This is a genomic window from Micromonospora sp. BQ11 (assembly GCF_052068135.1).
Taxonomy (GTDB): domain Bacteria; phylum Actinomycetota; class Actinomycetes; order Mycobacteriales; family Micromonosporaceae; genus Micromonospora.
This window is the reverse complement of the sequence record NZ_JBQHDB010000005.1, coordinates 251007-275662: the sequence shown is the minus strand read 5'-3', so window position 1 is coordinate 275662 and position 24656 is coordinate 251007. Positions and strand designations below refer to the sequence as shown.

General features: G+C 70.6%; 20 protein-coding genes. 10 read left to right on the top strand and 10 right to left on the bottom strand.

Features of this window, described 5'->3' with window-relative positions; genetic code table 11:
* Positions 1-93: 93 nt before the first annotated feature.
* Together metH and ACTMSW_RS13350 are read left to right on the top strand one after the other, a co-directional pair.
* The gene (gene metH, locus ACTMSW_RS13355; protein ID WP_441180901.1) at positions 94-3609 is read left to right on the top strand and encodes a methionine synthase; all 3516 of its coding nucleotides are present in this window, start codon (positions 94-96) and stop codon (positions 3607-3609) included.
* Between the two features lie 1300 nt (positions 3610-4909).
* Entirely contained in the window at positions 4910-5488 is a 579-nt protein-coding gene (locus tag ACTMSW_RS13350; RefSeq protein WP_441180900.1) for a hypothetical protein, read from the top strand.
* Positions 5489-5722: 234 nt separating this feature from the next.
* Here the strand turns inward: ACTMSW_RS13350 and ACTMSW_RS13345 are convergent, their stop codons facing one another.
* From ACTMSW_RS13345 to ACTMSW_RS13335, 3 genes are all read right to left on the bottom strand, one after another.
* Entirely contained in the window at positions 5723-6817 is a 1095-nt protein-coding gene (locus ACTMSW_RS13345; RefSeq protein ID WP_441180899.1) for a DUF5677 domain-containing protein, read from the bottom strand.
* 663 nt (positions 6818-7480) lie between these two features.
* The gene (locus ACTMSW_RS13340; RefSeq protein WP_441180898.1) at positions 7481-8059 is read right to left on the bottom strand and encodes an HD domain-containing protein; all 579 of its coding nucleotides are present in this window, start codon (positions 8057-8059) and stop codon (positions 7481-7483) included.
* The gene (locus tag ACTMSW_RS13335; RefSeq protein WP_441180897.1) at positions 8056-9183 is read right to left on the bottom strand and encodes a helix-turn-helix domain-containing protein; all 1128 of its coding nucleotides are present in this window, start codon (positions 9181-9183) and stop codon (positions 8056-8058) included. The genes ACTMSW_RS13340 and ACTMSW_RS13335 overlap by 4 nt, the downstream gene beginning before the upstream one ends.
* A 671-nt stretch (positions 9184-9854) precedes the next feature.
* Here ACTMSW_RS13335 and ACTMSW_RS13330 point away from each other — a divergent pair.
* Together ACTMSW_RS13330 and ACTMSW_RS13325 are read left to right on the top strand one after the other, a co-directional pair.
* Positions 9855-10043, top strand: a complete 189-nt coding sequence (locus ACTMSW_RS13330) for a hypothetical protein (RefSeq protein WP_441181061.1) — start codon at positions 9855-9857, stop codon at positions 10041-10043.
* A gap of 471 nt (positions 10044-10514) precedes the next feature.
* Positions 10515-11264, top strand: a complete 750-nt coding sequence (locus ACTMSW_RS13325; RefSeq protein ID WP_441180896.1) for an alpha/beta hydrolase family esterase — start codon at positions 10515-10517, stop codon at positions 11262-11264.
* Positions 11265-11282: 18 nt separating this feature from the next.
* On the opposite strand, the gene ACTMSW_RS13320 is transcribed toward ACTMSW_RS13325, so the two are convergent.
* Positions 11283-11684: a nuclear transport factor 2 family protein gene (locus tag ACTMSW_RS13320; protein WP_441180895.1), complete on the bottom strand. Its 402-nt coding sequence runs from the start codon at positions 11682-11684 to the stop codon at positions 11283-11285.
* 238 nt (positions 11685-11922) lie between these two features.
* Between ACTMSW_RS13320 and ACTMSW_RS13315 the strand changes: the two genes are divergently transcribed.
* Complete coding sequence (locus ACTMSW_RS13315) at positions 11923-13023, top strand: calcium:proton antiporter (RefSeq protein WP_441180894.1); 1101 nt, start codon at positions 11923-11925, stop codon at positions 13021-13023.
* Positions 13024-13027: 4 nt separating this feature from the next.
* Here ACTMSW_RS13315 and ACTMSW_RS13310 read toward each other — a convergent pair whose 3' ends face one another.
* Positions 13028-14269: an RNA polymerase sigma factor gene (locus tag ACTMSW_RS13310; RefSeq protein ID WP_441180893.1), complete on the bottom strand. Its 1242-nt coding sequence runs from the start codon at positions 14267-14269 to the stop codon at positions 13028-13030.
* A 9-nt stretch (positions 14270-14278) separates the two neighbouring features.
* Positions 14279-14680, bottom strand: a complete 402-nt coding sequence (locus tag ACTMSW_RS13305) for a YciI family protein (protein WP_441180892.1) — start codon at positions 14678-14680, stop codon at positions 14279-14281.
* Between ACTMSW_RS13305 and ACTMSW_RS13300 the strand changes: the two genes are divergently transcribed.
* A complete protein-coding gene (locus ACTMSW_RS13300; protein ID WP_441180891.1) occupies positions 14567-15637 on the top strand; it encodes a neutral zinc metallopeptidase in 1071 nt (356 codons plus the stop codon). The two genes, ACTMSW_RS13305 and ACTMSW_RS13300, sit on opposite strands and share 114 nt — an antisense overlap.
* 122 nt (positions 15638-15759) lie before the next feature.
* A complete protein-coding gene (locus tag ACTMSW_RS13295) occupies positions 15760-16434 on the top strand; it encodes an HAD family hydrolase (RefSeq protein ID WP_441180890.1) in 675 nt (224 codons plus the stop codon).
* Between the two features lie 52 nt (positions 16435-16486).
* On the opposite strand, the gene ACTMSW_RS13290 is transcribed toward ACTMSW_RS13295, so the two are convergent.
* The 4 genes from ACTMSW_RS13290 to ACTMSW_RS13275 all read right to left on the bottom strand — a co-directional run bounded on the left by ACTMSW_RS13290 (position 16487) and on the right by ACTMSW_RS13275 (position 21745).
* The gene (locus ACTMSW_RS13290) at positions 16487-19042 is read right to left on the bottom strand and encodes an ABC transporter permease (protein WP_441180889.1); all 2556 of its coding nucleotides are present in this window, start codon (positions 19040-19042) and stop codon (positions 16487-16489) included.
* Positions 19042-19809, bottom strand: a complete 768-nt coding sequence (locus ACTMSW_RS13285; RefSeq protein WP_441180888.1) for an ABC transporter ATP-binding protein — start codon at positions 19807-19809, stop codon at positions 19042-19044. The genes ACTMSW_RS13290 and ACTMSW_RS13285 overlap by 1 nt, the downstream gene beginning before the upstream one ends.
* Before the next feature lie 338 nt (positions 19810-20147).
* Entirely contained in the window at positions 20148-20834 is a 687-nt protein-coding gene (locus tag ACTMSW_RS13280; protein WP_441180887.1) for a response regulator, read from the bottom strand.
* Positions 20831-21745, bottom strand: a complete 915-nt coding sequence (locus ACTMSW_RS13275) for a RecB family exonuclease (RefSeq protein WP_441180886.1) — start codon at positions 21743-21745, stop codon at positions 20831-20833. The genes ACTMSW_RS13280 and ACTMSW_RS13275 overlap by 4 nt, the downstream gene beginning before the upstream one ends.
* An 82-nt stretch (positions 21746-21827) precedes the next feature.
* Here ACTMSW_RS13275 and ACTMSW_RS13270 point away from each other — a divergent pair, with 82 nt between their 5' ends.
* The 3 genes from ACTMSW_RS13270 (at position 21828) to ACTMSW_RS13260 (ending at position 24643) form a co-directional block, all read left to right on the top strand.
* Positions 21828-22982, top strand: coding sequence for a M50 family metallopeptidase (locus ACTMSW_RS13270; protein WP_441180885.1), 1155 nt, complete (start codon positions 21828-21830; stop codon positions 22980-22982).
* Positions 22979-23989, top strand: a complete 1011-nt coding sequence (locus tag ACTMSW_RS13265) for a tRNA (adenine-N1)-methyltransferase (protein ID WP_441180884.1) — start codon at positions 22979-22981, stop codon at positions 23987-23989. The genes ACTMSW_RS13270 and ACTMSW_RS13265 overlap by 4 nt, the downstream gene beginning before the upstream one ends.
* Before the next feature lie 81 nt (positions 23990-24070).
* Entirely contained in the window at positions 24071-24643 is a 573-nt protein-coding gene (locus tag ACTMSW_RS13260) for a hypothetical protein (protein WP_441180883.1), read from the top strand.
* Positions 24644-24656: the final 13 nt, after the last annotated feature.

Here is a 24656-nt window from a genome sequence, read left to right as displayed (position 1 = left end):
GGGACGGACGAGGACAGCGTGATGTGCCTGACAGAATGTGGGAAGCGGCGCGGGCGGGGATCGATCGGGACGTGATCGCACTAGCCTGAGGGCGTGCGGACCTCTTTGCTCGATGCGCTGGCCGACCGGATCCTGATCGCCGACGGCGCGATGGGGACCATGCTGCACGCCGCCGATCTCACCCTCGACGACTACGAGGGCCTCGAGGGGTGCAGCGAGATCCTCAACGTCAGCCGCCCGGACGTGGTGCGCGGCGTGCACGAGGCGTACCTGGCCGCGGGGGCGGACTGCGTCGAGACGAACACCTTCGGCGCCAACCTGCCCAACCTCGCCGAGTACGACATCCCGGGGCGGATCCGGGAGCTGTCCGAGGCGGGCGCGCGGATCGCGCGGCAGGCGGCCGACGCGTACGGCACGCCGGAGCGTCCGCGGTTCGTGCTCGGTTCGATCGGTCCGGGCACCAAGCTGCCCACGCTCGGGCACGCCGCGTACGCGAGCCTGCGCGACGCCTACCGGGAGAACGCCGCCGGCCTGATCGCCGGCGGGTCCGACGCGCTGATCATCGAGACGTCGCAGGACCTGCTCCAGGTCAAGGCCGCCGTCGTCGGCTCCAAGCGGGCGATGGCCGAGCTGGGACGGTCGGTGCCGATCATCTGCCAGGTGGCGATGGAGACCACCGGCACGATGCTGCTGGGCAGCGAGATCGGCGCGGCGCTGACCGCGATCGAGCCGCTCGGGGTGGACCTGGTCGGGCTGAACTGCTCCACCGGGCCGGCGGAGATGAGCGAGCACCTGCGCTACCTGTCCCAGCACTCCCGGGTGCCGCTGTCGGTGATGCCGAACGCGGGGCTGCCGGTGCTCACCGCCGACGGGGCGTACTTCCCGCTGACCCCGGTGGAGCTGGCCGACGCGCTGGAGCGGTTCATCGCCGACTACGGCGTGTCCCTGGTCGGCGGCTGCTGCGGCACCACCCCGGAGCACATCCGGGTGCTGACCGAGCGCCTGCACGGCGCGACCCCGGTCGCCCGGGAGCCGCGGCAGGAGGCCGGCGTCTCCTCGATCTACCACCACGTGCCGTTCGCCCAGGACGCCTCGGTGCTGATGGTGGGGGAGCGGACCAACGCCAACGGCTCGAAGGCGTTCCGCGAGGCGATGCTCGCCGCCGACTGGCAGGCCTGCGTGGAGATCGCCCGTAGCCAGGCCCGCGACGGCTCGCACCTGCTGGACCTCTGCGTCGACTACGTCGGCCGGGACGGCACGCAGGACATGCGGGAGCTGGCCGCCCGCTTCGCCACCGCCTCCACCCTGCCGATCATGCTCGACTCGACCGAGCCGGCGGTGATCGAGGCCGGGCTGGAGATGCTCGGTGGCCGGTGCGTGGTCAACTCGGTGAACTTCGAGGACGGCGACGGCCCGGACTCCCGGTACGCCCGGGTGATGCCGGTGGTCGCCGAGCACGGCGCCGCGGTGGTCGCGCTGCTCATCGACGAGGAGGGTCAGGCCCGCACCAGGGACTGGAAGGTACGCGTCGCCGCCCGGCTGATCGACGACCTGACCGGGCGGTGGGGGCTGGACCGCTCGGACATCCTGATCGACGCGCTGACCTTCCCGATCGCCACCGGGCAGGAGGAGACCCGCCGCGACGGCATCGAGACCATCGAGGCGATCCGGGAGATCGCCGCCCGCTACCCGGGTGTCAACTTCACCCTCGGCATCTCCAACGTCTCCTTCGGCCTCAACCCGGCCGCCCGGCAGGTGCTCAACTCGGTGTTCCTGCACGAGTGCGTACAGGCCGGCCTGACCTCGGCTATCGTGCACGCCAGCAAGATCCTGCCGATGGCGAGGATCCCCGACGAGCAGCGCGAGGTCGCCCTCGACCTCGTCTACGACCGGCGCCGCGAGGGCTACGACCCGGTGCAGCGTTTCCTGGAGCTCTTCGAGGGCGTCGACGTCACCAGCGCCCGCGCCACCCGGGCGCAGGAGCTGGCGGGGCTGCCGCTGGACGAACGGCTCAAGCGCCGGATCATCGACGGCGAGCGCAACGGCCTGGAAGCCGACCTGGACGAGGCGATGGCCGGCGGCCGGTCCCCGCTGTCGATCATCAACGACATCCTGCTGGACGGGATGAAGGTCGTCGGCGAGCTGTTCGGCTCCGGGCAGATGCAGTTGCCGTTCGTGCTCCAGTCCGCCGAGGTGATGAAGACGGCGGTGGCCTACCTGGAGCCGCACATGGAGACCGCCGAGGACGGCGGCAAGGGCCGCATCGTGCTCGCCACCGTCAAGGGCGACGTGCACGACATCGGCAAGAACCTGGTGGACATCATCCTGTCCAACAACGGCTACGAGGTGGTGAACATCGGCATCAAGCAGCCGATCACCGCCATCCTGGACGCCGCCGAGCAGCACCGCGCCGACGCCATCGGCATGTCCGGCCTGCTGGTCAAGAGCACGGTCATCATGAAGGAGAACCTCGCCGAGATGGCCTCGCGCGGGGTCGCCGAGCGCTGGCCGGTCCTGCTGGGCGGCGCCGCGCTCACCCGGGCGTACGTCGAGGACGACCTGCGGTCGATGTTCCCCGGCCAGGTGCACTACGCCCGCGACGCCTTCGAGGGTCTGTCCCTGATGGACCGGGTGATGACCGCCAAGCGGGGCGGCGCGCCGGTGATCGACGCCGAGCGGGAGGCGGCCCTGGCCGCCCGCCGGGCACGCCGCGAGCGGCAGCGGGCACTGGTCACCGAGTCCCTGCCCGAGCTGCACGACGCCTCGGTGCGCTCCGACGTGGCCGCCGACGTGGAGGTCCCGACCCCGCCGTTCTGGGGCACCCGGGTGATCAAGGGTGTGCCGCTGGCCGACTACGCGGCGCTGCTCGACGAGCGGGCCACGTTCCTCGGGCAGTGGGGGTTGCGGGGCGCCCGCGGTGGCACCGGCCCGTCGTACGAGGAACTGGTGGAGACCGAGGGCCGCCCGCGACTGCGCTACTGGCTGGACCGGCTCATCGCCGACAAGGTCCTCGAAGCCGCCGTCGTGTACGGCTACTTCCCCGCGTACTCCGAGGGCAACGACCTGGTCGTGCTGGACGAGAACGGGCACGCCGAGCGGGCCCGGTTCTCGTTCCCCCGCCAGCGGCAGGAGCGGCGGCTCTGCCTCGCCGACTTCTTCCGCCCCCGCGGCGAGGAGCTGGACGTGGTCGCGTTGCAGCTGGTCACCGTCGGCCAGCCGGTCAGTGAGTACGCCGCGAAGCTCTTCGCCCGCAACGAGTACCGCGACTACCTGGAGGTGCACGGCCTGTCCGTGCAGCTCACCGAGGCCCTCGCCGAGTACTGGCACCGCCGCGTCCGCGCCGAGCTGACCCTGCCCGGCGGCCGTACCGTGGCCGACGACGACCCGGCGGACCTGGCCGGCCTGCTGCGCACCGACTACCGCGGCTGCCGCTACGCCTTCGGTTACCCGGCCTGCCCGGACCTGGAGGACCGCGCGAAGATCGTGGACCTGCTGGGGGCGGAGCGGATCGGCGTGCAGCTGTCCGAGGAGTTCCAGCTCATGCCGGAGCAGGCGACCGACGCGATCGTCGTGCACCACCCGGAGGCGAGCTACTTCAACGCCAAGTGACGACCGCAGGTGCTGTGACCTGCGGTGGAGCACCCGGAACGGCCCTGATTTCCATGATCATGCCGTCTCCAGGCCGTCCGGGGTCTGCGGGTCGTCGGCGAAGGCGTGGTCGATCGCCCGGCGGGTGCGGTCCTCGCTGGCTGGCAGCAGGTGCGTGTAGATCCGGAGGGTGAAGCCAGGGTCGGAGTGCCCGAGGTACGCCGAGAGAGCCTTGACGCTTTCTCCGGCGTCGAGCAGGACCGAGGCGGGGGGCGCTGTACCTAAGTGGCTCTCAGCCCCCCACGGCCTCGGCTATCGCTTCCTCCGCCGTCCGATCCTACGACCGTTTGCCGTCGGCGGCCTTCCGTCGAATGGTGGAGCCAGTCGTTCCGTCGTACCGCAGCGATAGCCTCCTTACGTGGATGCGAGGACGTGTCAGGTCGACGGCTGCGGGGGCCGCCTCGCAGCACGAGGCTGGTGTAAGAAGCACTACCAGCGCTGGAAGTCCAATGGCGACCCTCTCATCGACCGGAGATCAACGGGGCGGAAAGCCTGCAGCATAGAGGGCTGCAGTCGGCTGGTTGTCGGGCGTGGCTGGTGCGCGAACCACTACGAACGATGGCGGCGGCATGGTGATCCGCTTGGGCATGGCCATCGTCGTGGCATCTGCTCTGTCGCGGGCTGCGGTGGAAGCCATGTAGCCCGCAGTTACTGCGGGAAGCACTACCAGCGGCTTATTTCCAAGGGCGGTGTGGGGCCGCCAGCTAAGCCGGTGGCGCCGTCTTGCAAGGTTGACTCCTGCGCGGGCAAGGTTGTGGGTTTCGGTTTCTGCGTGCCGCATTACCGCCGCTTCAAAGCGCATGGCGACCCGCTCGGGCGACCCACCTGTAAGTCCTGCGGACTAGCGCCTCGCGCTTCTGGGACGGACATCTGCGAGAGTTGTATCTCCCTTACATTCCGGCGTGCCGGATTTCGCCTCGTCGACAATTTCGTATCCGCGAGAATCGGTGTTCCGGCTATCTGCGTCACCTGCGGTGTCCAAGTGAGGCCCCGGCTTGCCGGCATTCGAATCGGGCGTGGATGCACTAACTGTGCTCGGAAGCACGTGGGAAGCGCGGCGCGACTCTCGGAGGATCAAGCGCGTGAAAGCCTCTCTGAGATCGGGCTCGAGATGGTCGGCTCCTATATCCATGCCAATACCTTGACGCGAGCGAGATGCGGTCGGTGCGGGAATGAAGTTGCGATACGGGTTGGAGCGGTTAGGAATGCTGTAGGGGCCGGAAAGAGAACGTTCGGGTGTAGGCACTGTATGTACAGCCACTTGGCCGAGGAGCGACGAACGCCAGAGGACATTGCGCGAGCCGAATTCGCCGCTGCGGATATCGAACTTGTTGGGTCCTTCTTGGATACCAAAACGCCGATCGAAGGTATTTGCGGGAAGTGCGGTCGGAAGGTAAGCCCAACGCTCGGCTCTATTCGGAGCGGCCAAGGAGGATGCAAAAGCTGCTCTTCATTCTTCTACTCCCGCGGCTCGATCGAAAGGCACCAAGAACTCGCCCGCTCGGAAGCGTATCTCTACGTCGTCGAATTCGACGACCATGACGGCGCCATCTTTCGTAAGTTTGGCATTGGTCGGCACGGGACCACCGTGGACCGACTCGAAGGCCACATGCGCATTGGTGGCCGTCTGATTTCAGTGGAGAACGAATCGCTTCTCGTCTGTGTGGTGGCCGAGCAGGGGATTAAAAAGGCGGTTGGTAAGTGGGCGTACAAGCCAGCAGTTGGGAGGCTAAACGGTGGCAGCACTGAGTGTTTCCATCCTGCCGTCAGCGTCGATCTGAAGCAGTGGCTGGCTTGGGCAAGGCTTGAGCTGGCTGCGCCTCTGGCGGACAACTTTTAGCCTGTGAGAATATTTCTGTACGAGATCAAGGCGGCCCGCTTCGCAGGCCGCTCGCGCCGCCGAACCTGGGACGGGCCGGTGGCCCGCCGCCGCGCCTCTGGCCTTCGGCCGCCAGCGCGACGGTGACAGCCCGCCGGCGGCGCGACATACGAAGAAGCCCCGGGCCGCCTAACTCAGCAGCGCGGGGCTATACATCGGTCGGCATATGGCGCCGAATTTCGAGAGCGACTTGCGCTAGTCCGTGTGAGACAGGATGGCCGTGAGCACCGCTTGCGCAGCGTCCTCTACAGCGCGGTTAGAAAGGCACTCATCGAGGTCTTTCGTCTCTTGTGAGAACTGTCGACAGAAGGTTACCGTAACAAGTTCCATCAGCATGACCGACCCCCTTATCGCGAAGAAGAGTCCATCCTTGTCTATCGACGGCCTAGTTGAATTGAGATAGCGTTTCTCTGTATCAATCCCGTTTACGGTGGCGAAAGGGCCAGCGTGAATTCCATGATTTGCCGCGAGGTACATGGTACGCCAGCCGTGTCCCGAGACGTGTCTGTCGAGGTCGGAGAACGTTATTCGGCCCGATGAGGTAGGAATCATTTGCCTTGCCCACTCAAATGGACGTCGAATCTCTTGGCCGTACCGAAGGTATAAACTTCTGGCGTCGGCCTCGGCCGCAGCAATCTCCTCGTCGATTTCATCATGGGCTTGCGCGCGTGCTTGTCGATAGCGGCGCTGCTCTCTCAGATCGGCGAGATGCTCAATGGTCGCGTATGCCTGATATCGTTCGCACACCTCGTACGGCGCGATCGCGAGCGTGCAGTGGATCATTACTATCTCGTAAAGAGTGCGAAGTCTTGCGAGGGCCCCGTCTGGAAAACCACCAAAGGCTAAGTACCCGACCTCAGACGCCGTCTTGCACGCCCTGGCAAACAGGCTCAGCAAGATAAACATCTTAAGCTTTGAGCCCTGCAGTGAGTCGCCGGCTCCACGCCCTGTGGCGCTTTCCTCCTGCTCGTCTTGCCGCCAGGTTCGTACCATGTTATCGATGGCACGTGCATGCATTTCTTCGCTCACTGCCAGCAAGTACTCATACGCATCAATAGCTAGGTGGCACCTGCGTTGAACTTTTCGGCGTACCGTATGGCTGGTTTTGCGTCGCCACGCCACGCGGGAGGCCGCCGTTGCTCGGATGCTAGACAACTGTTCGGGCGCAAGCTCGTCTGCAAGAGCAGTGGCCTCGGCCAATATGCTCTCCATGTCGACGTGGTCTTCCTCTGCCACTTCTTTGATCCGCGCATTAATGAACCGCAGCAGGATCGGTTCTTCTTCCGGCATGGGACGCCTCCATGGCGAGTAGGCAGCCGGCCAGGATACATGGTGGACAGAGGAACCTCTACTCGATATGAGCGGTCAGGCGGCATCACTGGACGGGGAGCCTCGGCCCGAGACGTGCGCCTCCGGCGGGGCCTCGGGCACTCCGGGATGGTGGCGCCATCCGACGGCCTCCGTCCGGGCAGAGCCGAGTGGGTGGGGCCTGCGGGTTAAGGTCGTTCATCCGCTGGGTGCTCCACCTTGACCAGGCAGGCCCCACCCACTCCACAGGTGTGCGGACGAAGGCCGACGGGATGGCTAGGACGGGCGGGCTAGTTCGCCGGCTAGCGTGGGAGCGGGCAGCCAAGATCATGCCGTCCGTAGGCCGTCTGAGGTGAACCAATGGCCACCAACAATGACAAGCGCCGGCGAACCCCGACGCAGGTCAAGCGCAGTTCCGTCCCATTGAGGTCGGTACGCCGGTCACCCTTCACATTGCAACGTCAAGTGATCACGCCTTCATGGGCATGATCGACTCGACTTCAATGACGTCGAGTGGATCTACGTTCGATGCGGGCGGGTATCGGGGGGCCGGTCCGGCTACGGCCCCGGAATCCGGGCGAAACTACCCTCGGCATACGGGCCGAGCGGCCGGCGACAGCTCGTCGCCAAGCAGCCCCCGAGGCCCTACTCAGGCGGCGGGGGAGTGAGCCAGGCGAGGGGTTGTCCGCTGAGGGCGGCGTCGGCGAGGCGGTGTGCGCTCGCTGTCTTGAGCGCCGCTCGTGAGCTGTCGATCCACCGCTGGACGTTGTCGATGCCCTGATGGCGGTACTCGACCGCCTGGACGAGGCATTCCAGCTTGTCCGCGTCACGAGCGACGATGGCTTCCGGTGTCTCGCCCGCTTCGTATTCGGCGACGGCGGCGGTGATGACGTCGGCCACGGCCGGTGGGCAGGTGGCGACCTGGTCGGCGGTGACGGTCATGTTGGGTACGGCGGTGAGGTATCGCTTGGCGATGTGTGGGATGTCGGTGATCCGGGTCTCCTGGGTGTCGTGCAGGACGCACAGCATCGACACCCGGGCCGGGTCGGCACCTTCCATGGCGGCGAGCATCATCCCGATGAGTGCGGTCCGGAAGGAGTGTTCGGCGATGGACTCGGGGTGCTTGACGCCGGCGAACCACCATCCGGTGCGGGCAGCGCGTTTGAGGACGCCGGCTTCGAAGATGAAGCGCATCGTTCCGGCGGCGTCGTGGTCGTCGGTCATCTGTCCGTCCCTGTGCCGGTGAGTCCGTCCGCCCGCAGGCTGTAGAGGATTGAGGTTAGTTCCTGCCGCGACTGTGCGGAGATCCGGTCACTGTCCAGGAGCGGGGTGGTGCGATCCATGAGTGTCCTGCCCTCGGAGGGGTTGTCGAGAGCGAGGCCGCGTCGTGCGGCCAGCAGAGCCCAGATGTTGTGGATGTTGAGGTCGACGAAGGGGTGTCCTGGCTCAAGGCGGTGGACCAGGTGCCGAAGAAGGATCGAGCCGTGCCAGTCCGCGAGCGCTTCGGGCATGAAGGAGTCGTCGCGCTGGCGGTACGAGATCTCGCCCACCCAGTAGGCCGAGTAGTTGAGGGCCGCTCGCTCGCAGGCGTCGTCCGGGTGTGCTCGGGCGATGAAGTCCCGTAGCGGTTCCGGGTCGCCCTGGTTGGCGAGGGACGTGACGACGGAGCGAGCGTCGGGCCACAGCGGTGACCAGGTGTGGAAGGTGGTCACCCGGCGGGCGCGGGTGGTGCTCTGGGTGAGCCATCCTGCCGCCGTCCCGGTGGGATCCATGCCGGCGAGGAAGCAGGCTTGTCGGTGCAGCAGGAGGTTCGGGTCACGTCCGGTGGCAGCGCGTTCTGCGAGCACGTGAAGGTGAGCGAAGAACGTTCGTCGCTCGTCGACGGGCAGGGTTGGCCCGGACGCGACCGGACCCCGTCGCGGATGGGTGACGGGTAGCCCTCTGGCGAAGGTCGGTATCTGCCCGAGGACGGCCCACAGGAGCAGGTCGGTCAGACGGTGGGTGAGGACGGACCACCCGAGTGGCTGCTCAGCGATGTCGCAGCGTTCCACCTGCTCGTCGAGGACTGCGGCGAGGACGACGTCTGCCTCGGCGGCGTCGTCGAGTGCCGCGAGCAGGGTCACGTTCGCCCCGAGCCGTCCGAGCCTGTGTCGGACGGCGATTGCCTGCCCGAGCGGCACTGCGGTGAATGGACGGCGACTTGATTCCCAGCTCTGCACGGTGACGCGGTCGACGCCCAGTTCGGCGGCGAGTTGCTCCTGCGTCAGCGGGATGGACTCCCGGATCAGCTTGATCAGGTAGCCGGTCACCAAACCCCGCTGATGTGCTGATCGTCCACGACCTGCCATGCGACATCCCTACGTTGACCGGTGGTCGACGTTCGCCCACGAGCCGCCCCGTGCGGCGGACATCTGGCCTGCTCACTCGTACTGCCGGTGAGTCCAACCGCCGCCGTCGTGATCGTAGCGTCGCAGTTACCGAACGTTCCAGATCCGGTCCCGTGGTTCGGGGTCGGCCATGAAGCGCTGCCCGCCGGAGGGAGTCAGCGATGCGGGACCGGACACCGCCGGGGCGACGAGTGTCGTACGAGCAGTACCTGATCGCCGTCGCGATGACTCTGGCGCGGCGACACCGCCCGGCATGGTCTTGGCCGAAGTGGACGTGGGTCTGTCGCTGTGGGGCGGATCTGCCCTGCCACCACCTACACCGCATCCCGATCAACCGGGGGCACTGGCCCGCCGAGGAGGAGCAGTGAGCAACGAGGCGGAGCGGATCCTGGTCGTACATCTACCGGGAACGAACGGCCTGTGCCCATGACCACCCACGGTCCGGTGCTGCCGATCTGGAGCTGTGGCGGCTGCGACGCGCCCTGGCCCTGTCGCACCCGGCAGCGCGAGCTACGCGCGGAGTTCGAGGATGCTCCGGTGTCCCTGGCTCTCTACCTGGGTGCCCAACTGGTGCGCGCCTCCGAAGACCTCACCTGGCTGCCGGCGGGGTCGCTGCACCGACGCTTCCTCGGCTGGCTGAGGTCAGCATCCTGCGGCCCGGGGACGAGAAGTTCCACTACAGCGACGGCTCCCACCGGTGGATCCCACCGGACCCGGACTACGACCAGGAAATTTGGGACGAGCAGGTCCGCCAGCACAAGCAGGGTCACCTGAGGAACGAGCGCCCCAAGGTTCGCATCCACGCCGGGTGGCAGAGGTGACGCGTACGCAGTGGGGTGCGGCCGGCACCGAGACGCCGGTCGCACCCGATGCGGCGTCAACTGGCGTACGCGGCCAGCTCCCAGATCGAGTGGCCGTACCCCGTACCCCGGGCGGTGCCCAGGATCCGCGCGCGTGGGCTGGTCGGACCGGTCGAGAAAATCGTGACAACCGATTCGGTGTGGTGTCGCGTCCGCAGAGGAGACCGGCTGGCGGTCGATGGCTGAGCTGGTCTCCTTACTGTGGATCGATCGGAGACCAGGATGAAGCTCGGCTCGGCAGCACGCCTCCTCGCCGCTCTCACGGGCGTCGTCATCCTGGTCGGGTGCGGCGCATCACCGGCACCGCGATCCACGGAGACCGGCCCACCGGCGTCCCCTACCGCCTCGACGCCGGCGTCCGCCGCCTCAGCCGCGCCGGCCCCGGCACGTCCGGCGCCGGGCGACCACCGGGTCACGGTCGACGTGGGCGGGGTGTCACGCGAGGTGCTCGTCCACGCTCCCACCGGTTACCAGCCCGGGCGCACGTACCCTGCAGTCGTCGCCCTGCACGGCAGCGTGACGGACGTGACCGCGATGCCCCGGATCAGCGGTCTGAGCCAGCTCGCGGACGCCAACGGGTTCCTCGTCTTCTACCTTCAGGGCATCGACAACAGCTGGAACGGCTACACCTGCTGCGGCGGCAGCCAGGACGACGTCGGATTCGCCAAGGCGGTCGTCGAGCACGCCGTCAAGACCTGGAACGCCGACGCCAACCGCGTCTACGCCGTGGGTCACTGGGCCGGCGGCAGCCTTGCGTACGAACTGGTGGCGGAGTTGCCCGGCACCTTCGCGGCGCTCGGGGTGGTCAACGGCGCGTACACCTCCGCCGCCAGGGGCGGGCGGGCCTGGACCGCGCCGGTGCCGGTGGTGCTCTTCCTGGGCGAACAGGGTAGGGCCGCACCGACCTTCCAAACCCGGTTGTTGGACCACGTCAAGGACCTAGGCTGTCCCGAACTGCAGCCCGCCTTCCTGGGTGCCAACAAGCGGATCACCCGGGCGACGGTGACCTGCCGGGGCGGCATCGACCTGGACGTCTACTGGTTCCGGGACGTCGCCACGGAGTGGCCCGGTCCGGGCACCGGAGCGACCGAGGCGGATCGCCGGTCCATGGCGGTCGACCAGGGCTTCGACGCGGGCGAGGTCATGTGGGCCTTCTTCGCGAAGCGCTCCCGGAAGGCGTAGCCGCGACGTGTGGCCGGGTCATTCGGCGTAGGCGTTGGCCACCTGGAACGAGTCCTCGTAGAGGCGAAACTTGATGATCTTGTCGCGGCTCACCTGGAAGTGCATGGCCACGGCCATCTCGTACCGCCGGCCGGTGCTCCGCGCGACGCGTCCGAACCGCCCCAGCATCACCGCGTGGTCCCCGTCGTACAGGATCGCCTCGACCTCGTCGACGTTCTCCTCCGGCACGATGTTGGCGCCCAGCGTTCGCAGGTACTCAGCGACGTCGGCACGCCTGGACCGCCGCCCCGTCCACGGTATCGACGGTGAGCCGGGTACGTCCCAGTCGATGTCCTCGGCGAAGAGCATCGCGATGTCGTCCGGGTCTGCTCCGCCGCCGACCATGCCGAAGAAACGCTCCACCACATCACGAGTGGCCATTGGTCGGTACCTCCGGGAACGCGTACGGCAGCGCCGGCCGCACACATGAGGCCCGGTGACTCCGGCAGAACTCGGTCCTGCCAGTGTCGGCCACCGCGCACCCCGCGTACGCCCGACTGGTCGCCGCGTCCCTCGGACGGATGACCTGTCCCGCACGGGCGGACGCCCGGCGGGGGTAGCCCGGGGACGGGCGGCGCGGTGGTGGGCACATGATCGTCTGACCTGGCAGGGTTGACGCATGGCTGCCTCTCTCCGATCCCGCCTGGCCGACTGGACCGTCTCCGTACCGCTGCTGGCGGTCGTGGTGCTGATCCTCACCTGGGGCAGGGATCTGCCCGGCGCCGTCGTGGCCGTCGTTGCCCTCCTGCTGGCCGGCGCGGTACTGGCGGCCGTGCACCACGCCGAGGTGGTGGCCCACCGGGTGGGGGAGCCGTACGGCTCACTGGTCCTCGCGGTGGCGGTCACGGTCATCGAGGTCGCGCTGATCGTGACCCTCATGATCAGCGGCGGTGAGAAGACACAGACCCTGGCCCGGGACACCGTCTTCGCCGCCGTGATGATCACGGTCAACGGCATCCTCGGTCTGTCGCTGCTGCTCGGCGCGCTGCGACGGCGGGTCGCGGTCTTCAACTCCGAGGGCACCGGCGGGGCGCTGGCAACCGTCGCCACCCTCGCCACGCTCAGCCTGGTCGTACCCAGCTTCACCACCAGCCGGCCCGGCCCGGAGTTCAGCCCGGCCCAACTCGCCTTCGCCGCGGTGGCCTCGCTGGCGCTCTACGGACTGTTCGTCCTGGTCCAGACCGGCCGCCACCGCGACTACTTCCTGCCGGTCACCAGCGAGGGGCGCCCGGTCTCGGAGGACGAGCACGCCGCGCCGCCGTCCACGAAGACCGCCCTGGTCAGCCTGGGTCTGCTCGTGGTCGCCCTGGTTGCCGTCGTCGGGGACGCCAAGACCGTGTCGCCGACCATCGAGGCCGCGGTCGCCGGGGCGAACCTGCCGCACTCCTTCGTCGGTGTGGTCATCGCGCTGCTGGTGCTGCTGCCGGAGACTCTCGCCGCGACCCGCGCCGCCCGTCGCGACCGGGTGCAGATCAGTCTGAACCTGGCCCTCGGCTCGGCCATGGCCAGCATCGGCCTCACCATCCCGGCGATCGCGATCGCCTCGATCTGGCTGGACGGCCCGCTGCTGCTCGGCCTCGGCGGTACGCAGATGACGCTGCTCGCGCTGACCGTGGTCACCGGCGTGCTGACCGTGGTGCCGGGCCGGGCCACCGTCCTGCAGGGCGGTGTCCACCTGGTGCTGCTGGCCGCGTTCGTCTTCCTGGCCGCGAGCCCCTGACGCCCTAGTCGGCGTCGAGGCGGGCCGCGCGGGTGTGCAGGTAGCGCTGCCGGGCCAGGTTCGTCGACCGGTTCGCCGCCTCCCGGTACGCGTCCCGGGCCCCGGGCCGGTCGCCGAGCAACTCCCGCAGGTGCGCCCGGACCGCCGGCAGGCGGGGGTCGCCGGTGAGCCGCCGGTCGGCCGCGAGCCCGTCGACGAGGGCCAGTCCGGCTTCGGCGCCCCGGCTCATGGCGACCGCGACGGCGTGGTTCAGCGCCACCACCGGGCTGTCCGAGACCCGCATCAGCACCTCGTACAGGGCGGTGATCTGCGCCCAGTCGGTGTCGGCGGCGCTCGGCGCCTCATCGTGCAGGGCGGCGATCGCGGCCTGGAGCTGGTACGGGCCGGGCCGACCCCGGGCGAGCGCGGCGGTGACCAGGGCGACGCCCTCGGCGATCTGGTCGTGCTTCCAGCGGCGGCGGTCCTGCTCGGCCATCGGCACCAGCTCGCCGTGCGGGCCGGTGCGCGCGGGCGCCCGGGCGTCGGTGAGCAGCATCAGGGCGAGCAGCCCGCCGACCTCCGGATCGTCGGGCACGAGCCGGTGCACCAGTCGGGCCAGCCGGATCGCCTCGGCGGACAGGTCGGCGCGCAGCAGGGCCGGGCCGGCCGTGCTGGCGTACCCCTCGTTGAAGATCAGGTAGAGCACGTGCAGGACGGCCGCGAGCCGCTCCACCCGCTCGCCCCCGACGGGCATCCGGAACGGCACGCCGCTGTCCCGGATGCGCTGCTTGCCGCGGGTGATCCGGCGCGTCATGGTCGCCTCCGGCACCAGGAACGCCCGCGCCACCTCGGCGGTGCCCAGGCCACCGACCGCGCGCAGGGTCAGCGCGATCTGCGACGCCGGCGACAGGGCGGGATGGCAGCAGAGGAAGAGCAGCACCAGCGTGTCATCGGCGTCGTCGGCCGGCCGGTCCGCCGGGGCGGCGAGGCGGTCCGCCGGGAGGACCCGCGCGGCCACGGTGTCCTCCCGGCGCCGCCGGGCCTGCTCGGCGCGGAGCAGGTCGGTCAGCCGCCGGGACGCCACCGTGATCAGCCACGCGCGGGGCCGCTCCGGTACGCCGTCGCGCGGCCACGCGGCGGCGGCGGCGATGAGCGCCTCCTGGGTGGCGTCCTCGGCGCTGTCGAAGTGGCCGTAGCGGCGGGTGAGCGCGCCGAGGACCTGCGGCGCCAGCGCGCGCAGCAGGTCCTCGACACCTCGGTCGGTCACCGGGCCACCTCAGCCGTCGAGGTCGTCGATGCCCTCGGCGATCGGTCGGACGTCCACGTACTCGCCGGGCGCGTCCGGGTTGACCAGGCCGGCGGCGATCTCCACCGCCCGGTCGACACTGGCCACGTCGACGACCGTGTAGCCGGCGAGGACCTCCTGCGTCTCCGGGTACGGCCCGTCGGTGACCACGGGGACGCCGCCGCTGAGCTGGATCCGGCGGGCGTGCACCGGGGCGGTCAGGCCCTGCGCGTCGACCAGCTCACCGGACTCGACGAGCTTCTGGTGGAACGCCGCCATGTGCTCGTGCATCGTGGCGACCTGCTCGGGCGTCATCGCCGGGCCGTCGGTGGGGCGCCCGGCCATCGCGTCGTAGTCCCGCTGCGACCCGTACAGCATGATCATGTACTTCATGGTTCTCCTTCCGCGGTGCGCCCGGTGCGCTGCCACCCGGGACGTCGAAGCCGGTCGCGGATCCCGGACACGTTCCGCCCGCCGACATTGCACCCCGCGCCGTCCACGGTGAACCGACGACACGCCACGGGCGTAGATACAGCCGGTCGGCATGCCGGGCGGGCCGCCGGGGTACTGCACGACGACGAAGCCGACGCCGGGGAGGGCGCGATGACGACGCGGGCGCGACGAGGGTCGGGGGGGTCACTCGTGGGCCTGGCGGTGGCGCTGGTCGCCGCGGCCGGCTGTTTCGTCGGCGGAGTGTCCGGGCCGGAGGGACAACCGGCGCCCGAACAGCCCCGGCGGTCTGCCGCCCCGGACGCCAGCACGACCCGCGCCGACGGCACCACCAGCGTGGAGGAGTTCGAGGACGACGTCGTGACGGCGCAGCGCATCGCGGAGCGGTACTGGGCCGCCCAGTTCCGTGCCTCCGGCGAACGCTTCCGGCCGGTGCGGCGGATCCTGCCGTACCAGCGCGACGGCGAGATCGCCTGCGGCCGGCAGGAGATCCCGCGCAACAACGCCGTCTACTGCTCGGCCGGCGACTTCATCGCCTACGACATCCGCTGGTCGGTGGGCGCGTTCCGGCAGATCGGCGACGCCTTCGTCTACTACCTGCTCGGCCACGAGTACGCCCACGCCATCCAGACCCGGCTCGGCATCCGCTACGAGTTCACCATCCAGCAGGAGCTGCAGGCCGACTGCATGGCCGGGGCGTTCCTCGGCGACTCGGTCCGGGGCGACGCCCTGGCCCTGGCCGACGGTGACCTGGAGGAGTTCCGCGAGGGGCTGCTGGCCGTCGGCGACGACCCCGACCAGCCGTGGTTCGCGGAGGGCTCGCACGGCACCGCCGAGCAGCGCACCGAGGCGTTCTTCCGCGGCTACGAGAAGTCCCTGGACGCCTGCGACCTCACGTGAGCGCGGGTGGCGGCGTAGCTCACCCCGCCCGGCACCGCCGTCGCCGGCCGGATGCCGGCTGAGAGGATCCTCCGGTACGCCCACCCGAGGAGGATCCGCTGAGCAGCCACCATCCCGCCGCCGTGCTCTTCGACATGGACGGCACCCTGGTCGACAGCGAGAAGCTGTGGGACGTCGCGCTGCGCGAACTGGCCGACGCGTACGGGGGCAGCCTCTCCGACGCCGCCCGCCGGGCGATGACCGGCACCAGCATGGCCGTGTCCATGCGAATCCTGCACGACGACCTCGGCCAGCCGGAGCGGGACCCCGAGGTCAGCGCCGCGTGGATCGACGCGCGGATCCTGGAACTGTTCCGCACCGGGCTGCGCTGGCGCCCCGGCGCGTCGCCGCTGCTGCGCGCGGTACGCGCCGCGGGCATCCCCACCGCCCTGGTCACCTCCAGCGGCCGGGCGCTGGTCGAGGTCGCCCTCGACACGCTGGGCCGGGACAACTTCGACGTGGTGGTGTGCGGCGACGAGGTCGAGGCGGCGAAGCCGCACCCCGAGCCGTACCTCACCGCCGCCCGGCTGCTCGGCGTGCCGATCACCCGCTGTGTGGCGATCGAGGACTCGCCGACCGGAGTGGCCAGCGCGCTCGCCGCCGGTGCCGCGGTGCTCGCGGTGCCGGCCGAGGTGCCGCTGAGCCCGGCCGACGGCGTACACCAACTGGAAAGCCTCACCGCGGTGGACCTGGAACTGCTTGCGGCCCTGCTCGGCGAGCCGCCGGTGCGCGGCGACGCACTGCCGTCCGCGCGTTAAGAAGGGCCCCCTGCTCTACGCCAGGCGTTAACAGGGGGCCCTTCCTTACATCTCAGTCGTGGGCGATCGCGCCCAGGACGTTGATCCGCGCGGCGCGGACGGCGGGTAGCACCGCGGCCACCACCCCGACGATCGCCGCGAGGCCCAGCATGATCCCCATCTGGCCCCACGGGAGCACCAGGTCGGTGATGCCCTCGTCCCGAAGGGCCTCGACCACGGCCGCGCCGAGCCCGGTGCCCACGGCGAGGCCGAGCAGCGCCCCGAACACCGAGATCACCACCGCCTCGACGGTGATCATCCGCATGGTCTGCGCCCGACGCAGGCCGATCGCCCGCAGCAGGCCCAGCTCACGGGTACGCTCCAGCACCGACAGCGCCAGGGTGTTGACGATGCCCAGCACGGCGATCACGATGGCCAGCGCCAACAGGATCTGGATCATCCTGAGCAGACCGTCGAGCTGGCTGGTCTGCTGCTCGACGAACGCGTCCCGGTCGGCCACCGACACCTCGGGGCTGTCCGCGAGCAGCGCCTCGACCCGCGGCTGCACGTCGGCCACCTGAGCGCCGGGGGCGAGCTGGAGGAAGGCCTGGATCGGCTGCGGGACGGCGAAGTCCTTCGCGGCCTCCACCGGCAGCACCACCGGGTTGTTCAGCTCCGAGCTCTTGTAGATGCCCGACACCGTGTAGGTGCGCGGCTCACCCCGGGTCAGCTGCACCGGCACCGTTGAGCCGACCGACAGCTTGCGTGACGTCGCCACGTCGGAGCCGACCAGCATCTGGTCCGGTCCGAGGCGGCTGACGTCACCGGCGACCACCTCGGTGCCGAAGATCTGCCCCTGCGCGGCGATGTCGCTGGACGCCGTCACCCAGGTCTGCTCGCCGCCGACGATGGCCAGGTCGCCGTACTGGCCGTCGACCAGTCGCACGCCGGGCAGCGCCGCCGCCTTCTCCAGCACGGCCGGGTCGAAGCTCGGCGGCCGGGGACCGCTCTGCACCCCGGCGATGACCAGCTCGGCCTTGACCCCGGTCTCCGCCAGCTTGCCGAAGCTGCCCTTGGCCGAGTCGAGGATCACGGTGACGCCGGTGACCAGGGCGATGCCGACCATGAGCGCGGCGGCCGTGATGGCGGTGCGCCGCGGGTTGCGGCCGGAGTTGAGACGACCCAGCTTGCCCGGCACCGACCAGGCGAACAACGCACCGAGCAGGCTCACCACCGGCCGGCTGATCAGCGGGGTCAGCAGCGCGACACCGATGAACGCGAACAGCACCCCGGCGAGGATGACGGCGAGGGTGTTGTCCCCGGCGTTGCCGCTGAGGCCCAGGAAGAGCAGCACCGCGCCGATGCCGGTGACGATGCCGCCGGACACGGTCACCTTCGTCAGCGGCCGGTCCGGCGTCGCCACGTCCTGCATCGCGGCGATCGGCGGGATCCGCGCCGCCCGCAGCGCCGGCAGCAGCGCCGCCACCACGGTGATGACCAGGCCGACGGAGAAGGCGCCGATCACCGCGGCCGGGGGCACGGCGACGCCGGCCAGGTCGAGCCCGCCGGCCACGTTGCCGAACACCCATGCCAGCAGCGCGCCGATGCCGATGCCGGCAGCGAGGCCGAGCACCGAGGCGATCAGCCCCACCACGACCGCCTCCAGCACGACCGACCCGATGACCTGCCGGCCGCTCGCGCCGATCGCCCGCATCAGCGCCAGCTCCCGGGTGCGCTGCGCCACGATGATCGAGAACGTGTTGAGGATGAGGAACGTGCCGACCAGCAGCGCCACCGCCGCGAAGCCCAGCAGGATCCGGTTGAAGAAGGTCAGCCCCTCCTTGAGGCTGGCCGCCGAGTCCGCGGCCAACTGCTCGCCGGTCTTGACCTCGTACTCGCCGCCCAGCGCGGCGGCGACGTCGTCGCGCAGCGTCTCCGGCGTCACCCCGTCGGCGGCGGTGACCGTGATGCTGCTGAAGGTGTCGGGCTGGCCGAGCATCAGCTGCTGCGCCACCGGCGTGGTGAAGAAGACCTCGTTGAGGCCGCCGATCGAGTCCCGGTCGCCGCTGTAGCCGACCACACCGACCAGGGTGAACTGGCGGGCCTTGGACTCCACCGCGGTGAGGACCCCGACCCGCTGGCCGACCTGCACCTTCGCGGCGGTGGCCAGCGCCTTGTTGATGACGATCTCGTCGTCGGCCTGGGGCGCGCGGCCCTCGCGCAGCCGCAGCAGGTCGCTCTCGCCGACCCAGTTCTCACCCAGCTGCGGCGGCCCGAACGACGTCACCACCTTGCCGTTGCTGCCGATCAGGCGGGCGCCGTCGGCGGCGACCACGCCCACCGCGTCGGTCACCCCCGGCACCTGCTTCACCCGGTCCACCGTCGCCGCCGGAACCGGGGCGGCCACCTGCTCGCCCTGCACCTCGCTGAGCGCCACCTTCGGCTTCGCCGCGACGTTCACGTCGATCTCGGAGGTGCCCTCGGCGAAGACCGCGTCGAAGGAGCGCCCGAGGGTGTCGGTGAGCACGAACGCCCCGGAGACGAACATCACGCCGAGGACCACCGCCAGCCCGGACAGGATCAGCCGGAGCTTGCGGGCCAGCAGGCTCTTCAGTGTCGCGCGGAACATCAGCTGCCCACCTCGGCCGGGGTGTCCAGCTTCTTCATGGTGTCCAGCACCGTGTCGGCCGTGGGCTCGATCAGCTCGGAGACGATCTGCCCGTCGGCGAGGAAGACCACCCGGTCGGCGTACGCGGCGGCGGTCGGGTCGTGCGTGACCATGACGATCGTCTGGCCGTACTCGCGGACCGAGGTACGCAGGAAGTTGAGCACCTCCGCGCCGGAGCGGGAGTCCAGGTTGCCGGTCGGCTCGTCGGCGAAGATCACCTCGGGGCGGGAGACCAGCGCCCGGGCGCACGCCACCCGCTGCTGCTGCCCACCGGAGAGCTGCGCCGGCCGGTGGTCCAGCCGGTCCCGCAGACCCACCGTGGCGATCACGGTGTCGTACCAGGCCGGGTCCGGCTTACGGCCGGCGATCGACAGCGGCAGCAGGATGTTCTCCTTGGCCGTCAGCGTGGGGAGCAGGTTGAACTGCTGGAAGATGAAGCCCACCTTGTCCCGCCGCAGCTTCGTCAACCCGGCGTCGCCCAGGCCGGTCACCGTGGTGTCGCCGATCGACACCGTTCCCCGGGTCACCGAGTCCAGCCCGGCCAGGCAGTGCATCAACGTCGACTTGCCCGAGCCCGACGGACCCATGATCGCCGTGAACCGGCCCCGCTCGAACTCGGCGGTGACGCCCCGCAGGGCGATGACCTGCGCCTCACCGCTGCCGTACACCTTCCACACGTCGCTCGCCCGGGCCGCGGCCTCTGCCTGCGGTCCTACCGTCGCCGTCACGTCTTCTCCCTCTTCCGTCCGTCTCATCCGCGCCGCCCCCGCTGGTTCGGCGCGACAGTCCCATCATCGGTGCCTCCCGCCGCTCCTCCGTCCGACTCCGGGCGGAGTCGAGGCGGATTTCGCACTGCGGGTAGCCCCGAACGCGGCTCAGGGTTGACCCTGAGCCGGCCGACCGTCGAACGCTTTCCCACGGCCGTCGCCCAACCTGCACCGTGACGCCGCGTGAGGGTCAACCCCACCGCGCCGCCGATGGTGACGGTAGGTGACGGACGCAACGGCGTCGTAGCACCACGGACCCACCCGTGCCTACGACCCGAGAGGTACGCGCGCCCGGCGCCCTACGCTCCGGGACGGACCAGACCCGACTCGTACGCGAGCACCACCGCCTGCACCCGGTCGCGCAGCCCCAGCTTGGTCAGCACGTGCCCGACGTGCGTCTTGACGGTGGTCTCGCTCACCGACAGGGCCCGGGCGATCTCGGCGTTGGACAGTCCCCGGGCGACCTGTACCAGCACCTCGCGCTCCCGGTCGGTCAGCGCGCTGAGCGCCCGCGGCGGCGTGGCCTCCGGATCCGGAAGCACCGCCGCGAAGCGGTCCAGCAGCCGCCGGAGGATCCGGGGCGTCACCACCGCGTCCCCGGCCGCGACGGTGCGGACGGCCGCCACCAGGTCCTCCGCCGGCACGTCCTTGGCCAGGAACCCGGTCGCCCCGGCTCGGAGCGCCCCCACCACGTACTCGTCCAGGTCGAAGGTCGTGAGGATGAGCACCCGCACCGGCAGGCGGGCGTCGACGATCGTCCGGGTGGCCGTCACCCCGTCCATGCGGGGCATCCGGACGTCCATCAGCACCACGTCGGGCAGCAGCCGGCGGGCCAGGTCCACGGCCTCCACGCCGTCGCCGGCCTCGGCCACGACGTCCAGGTCGGCCTCCGCGCCCAGCACCATCCGGAAGCCGGTCCGCAGCAGCGGCTGGTCGTCCACCAGCAGGATGCGGACCGGCCGGGGCGCGGTGACGCCGCCGGTCACTCGTCCGCGCCGGGGGCCGCCGGGGCCGACCGGGCGTCGCGCAGCGGGTCGGGAGCGGCCGCCGGGGCGGGAAACGGCGGCGGGGTGCCGCCGAAGCTCGGGCAGAGCGCCTGGTGGTTGCACCAGTCGCAGAGCCGGCTCGGCCGGGGACGGAAGTCCTGTGCGGCGGTGGCGGCCTCGATGGCCCGCCACAGCGCGACGACGGTGCGCTCGAAACGCACCAGCTCCTCGGCGTCGGGGGCGTAGTCGCAGACCTCGGCGTCCTTGAGGTAGAGCAGGCGCAGCACCCGCGGCACCACGCCCCGGGTGCGCCACAGCACCAGCGCGTAGAACTTCAGCTGGAACAGCGCCCGCGCCTCGAACGCCTCCCGGGGCGCACCGCCGGTCTTGTAGTCGACCACCCGCAGCGCGCCGTCCGGCGCCACGTCCAGCCGGTCCAGGTAGCCCCGGATCAGCAGTTCCCCGTCGACGACCGCGGAGATCAGGCTCTCCCGCTCGGCCGGCTCCAGGCGCCGCGGGTCCTCCACCGCGAAGTAGCCCTCCAGCAGCGCGGCGGCCGACCGCAGGAACGCGGCGGCGGCCTCGGTGTCGCCGTCGGCGAACAGACCGGCGAGCTCCGGCTGCTCGGTGACCAGCCGATCCCACTGCGGGGACACCAGGTCACCGGCGGCGGTCGGGGTGCGCCCGGTGGCCGGCAGGTCGAACAGCCGCTCCAGCACGGCGTGCACCAGCGTGCCGCGGGCCTGCTCGACGCTCGGCTTCTCGGGCAGCCGGTCGATGCTGCGGAACCGGTAGAGCAGCGGACACGTCTTGAAGTCCGCCGCGCGCGACGGCGACAGCGACGCCCGGACCGTGGCCGGCACCTCCGCCGGGAGCGCGGGCTGCTGCGTCGTCACCGGTTCCGCCGTCATGCCCGGAAGGTTAGGGCACCGGTCCGACAGCATCGGAGTCGCCGCTCCGGTGGGTGATCTCCCGCCGCGTAGCATCGGGCCGGTGGAACGGACGAGACGCGCACCCCGCCGGACCGACCGGCGCGCCGGCGTGACCGTGGGCCGGGTGTTCGGCGTGCCGCTGCACCTCAACGGCTCCATGCTGCTGCTGACGCTGCTGGTCACGGTGCTGTACGCGGAGTTCGCCCGCCGCCAGCTCGACCTGCCGCAGGTCGCCGGCTACCTGATCGGCTTCGGCTTCGTCGTCTCGCTGCTCGGCTCGGTGCTCCTGCACGAACTGGGCCACGCGCTGACCGCCCGCCGGTACGGCATCGGCGTGCGGGGGATCACCCTGGAGCTGCTGGGCGGGTACACCGAGATGGACCGCGACGCCCCGTCGCCGCGCATCGACCTGCTCGTGTCGCTGGCCGGCCCGGCCGTGTCCGCCGTGCTCGGCGTGGCCGCCGTCGCCGCCACCCTGGCGCTGCCCGACCGGACGCTGCTCAACCAGCTCGCCTTCCAGTTGGCCGTCAGCAACGTCATCGTCGCGCTGTTCAACATCCTGCCCGGGCTGCCCCTGGACGGCGGACGGGCGCTGCGCGCGGTCGTCTGGGCGGTGACCGACGACCGCCACCGCGCCACCGAGATCGCCGGGTGGGTGGGCCGCGGCATCGCCGTCGGCACCGTGCTGCTGGTCGCCGTGCTCACCGTCAACCGGTTCCTCGCGCCGCTGGCGCTCCCGCTGATGCTGCTGGTCGCGTTCACCCTGTGGCGGGGCGCCGGCCAGTCCATCCGGGTGGCCCGGGTCAGCCGCCGGCTACCGCTGATCGACCTGTCCCGCCTGGCCCGCCCGGTGCTGACCGTGCCCACCGGCACCCCTCTCGCGGAGGCGCAGCGCCGCCGCGACAGCGGACCGCAGCCGGGCGCCGCGCTCGTCGTGGCGGACTCCACCGGCCGCCCGATCGGCCTGGTCGACCCCGCGGCGGCCGCGGCCGTGCCCGCCGAGCGGCGCCCCTGGCTGGCCGTCGACGCGGTGTCCCGGTCGCTGGCCAACCTGTCCACCATGCCGGTCGGGCTGGACGGCGAGCGGGTCATGGAGACGGTCCAGGCCCACCCGGGCGCACAGTACGTCGTGACGGCAGGCGAAGATGTCGTCGGCATCCTGCACATCGCGGATCTGGCTCAGCTCCTCGAACCTCACCGGAAGATGAACACGTGACCGCAACTCCCTCCGCCGCCCCGGTCGACCCGGGCACCGCCGTCGACGTTCCGCCGCCCCCCGTGCACCGCGGGCCGTTCCGCGTCGGCGACCGGGTGCAGCTGACCGATCCCAAGGGGCGGATGCACACGGTCACCCTGGAACCCGGCAAGGAGTTCCACACCCACCGGGGGATCCTCACGCACGACTCGCTCATCGGGCTGCCCGACGGCAGCGTGGTGACCACCTCCGGCGGCGGCACCGCCTTCCTCGCGCTGCGCCCGCTGCTGTCGGACTACGTGCTGTCCATGCCCCGCGGCGCACAGGTGATCTACCCGAAGGACTCGGCCCAGATCGTCGCCATGGGCGACATCTTCCCCGGCGCGAAGGTCCTGGAGGCCGGCGCCGGTTCCGGTGCGCTGAGCTGTTCGCTGCTGCGGGCCGTCGGCACCACCGGCGAGCTGCACTCGTTCGAGCTGCGCGAGGACTTCGCCCAGATCGCCAAGCGCAACGTCGAGGCCTTCTTCAACGGCCCGCACCCCGCCTGGCACCTGCACGTCGGCGACGTCGCCCGGTGCACCGAGACCGGCTTCGACCGGATCATCCTCGACATGCTCACCCCCTGGGAGACCCTCGACATGGTCGAGCGGGCGCTCGTGCCCGGCGGCGTGTTCATCGGCTACGTGGCCACCACCCCGCAGCTGTCCGAGCTGGTGGAGGCCCTGCGGGAACGGGGCGGCTGGACCGAGCCCCGCGCCTGGGAGTCGCTGGTGCGGGACTGGCACGCCGAGGGCCTGGCCGTCCGGCCCGACCACCGCATGATCGCCCACACCGCGTTCCTGGTCTCCGCGCGTAAGCTGGCCCCCGGGGTCACCGCCCCGCCGCGCCGTCGCAAGCCCAGCAAGGGCGTCGAGGCGTACGAGCAGCGCCGGGCGGTACTGCGCGAGGCGGAGGCGGCCCGTCAGGCGGCTGCCGCCCGGGCCGCCGAGGCGGAGCCCGCGACGGCGGGGGAGACGGACCGGCCGTGACGGCGGAACGCGGCGGCCGGGAATGACGGTGCGGACCCCGCCGGCGTACGGGGACCGGCGGCACGAGTGCGGGGAGGCGGCATGACCCGGCCCGGCTTCGGCGGCGGCGACCTGCCGGCGGTGTTCCCGGACTGGTCGCCCTACCAGGACCTCGAGTCGGCGGCACGCGCCTACCTGCGCGACCCCGACGTGGCACTCGATGCGCTCGGCGGGGTGCTGCGGGGCGCCTCCGTGCTCGGCTTCACCCTGGAACGCTTCGTCAACGAGGTCAACGGCGTGTGGCAGGAGGTCGTCGTCTGCGACGGCAGCCGACTGATCCTCTGGCACGGCGAGGACGTGCCGCCCGGTGAGGGCCCGCCCGGCTCGATGACCTCCTCGCTGCGGGTGGTCCCGGTCAGCACCGTCACCGAGGTGGGCTGCCGGCGTCGGCTGACCCGCGTCGACGACGGCGCGATCCGCGTCGACAGCATCGACGTCTACCTGCTGCTGACCTCGCTGGACGAGGCGCCGCCCGCCGAGGAGGTCGTCGGCGGCCCCCGCCACGACGCACTGCGCTTCGGCAAGACCCTCGACGACGGCGGCGCCGGGCAGATCGCCCGCCTGGAGGAGTTCGCCCGGCTGGTGGCCTCGGTGGTCGGCCGGCCGATGCTCTAGGCCGGCCGCGTCG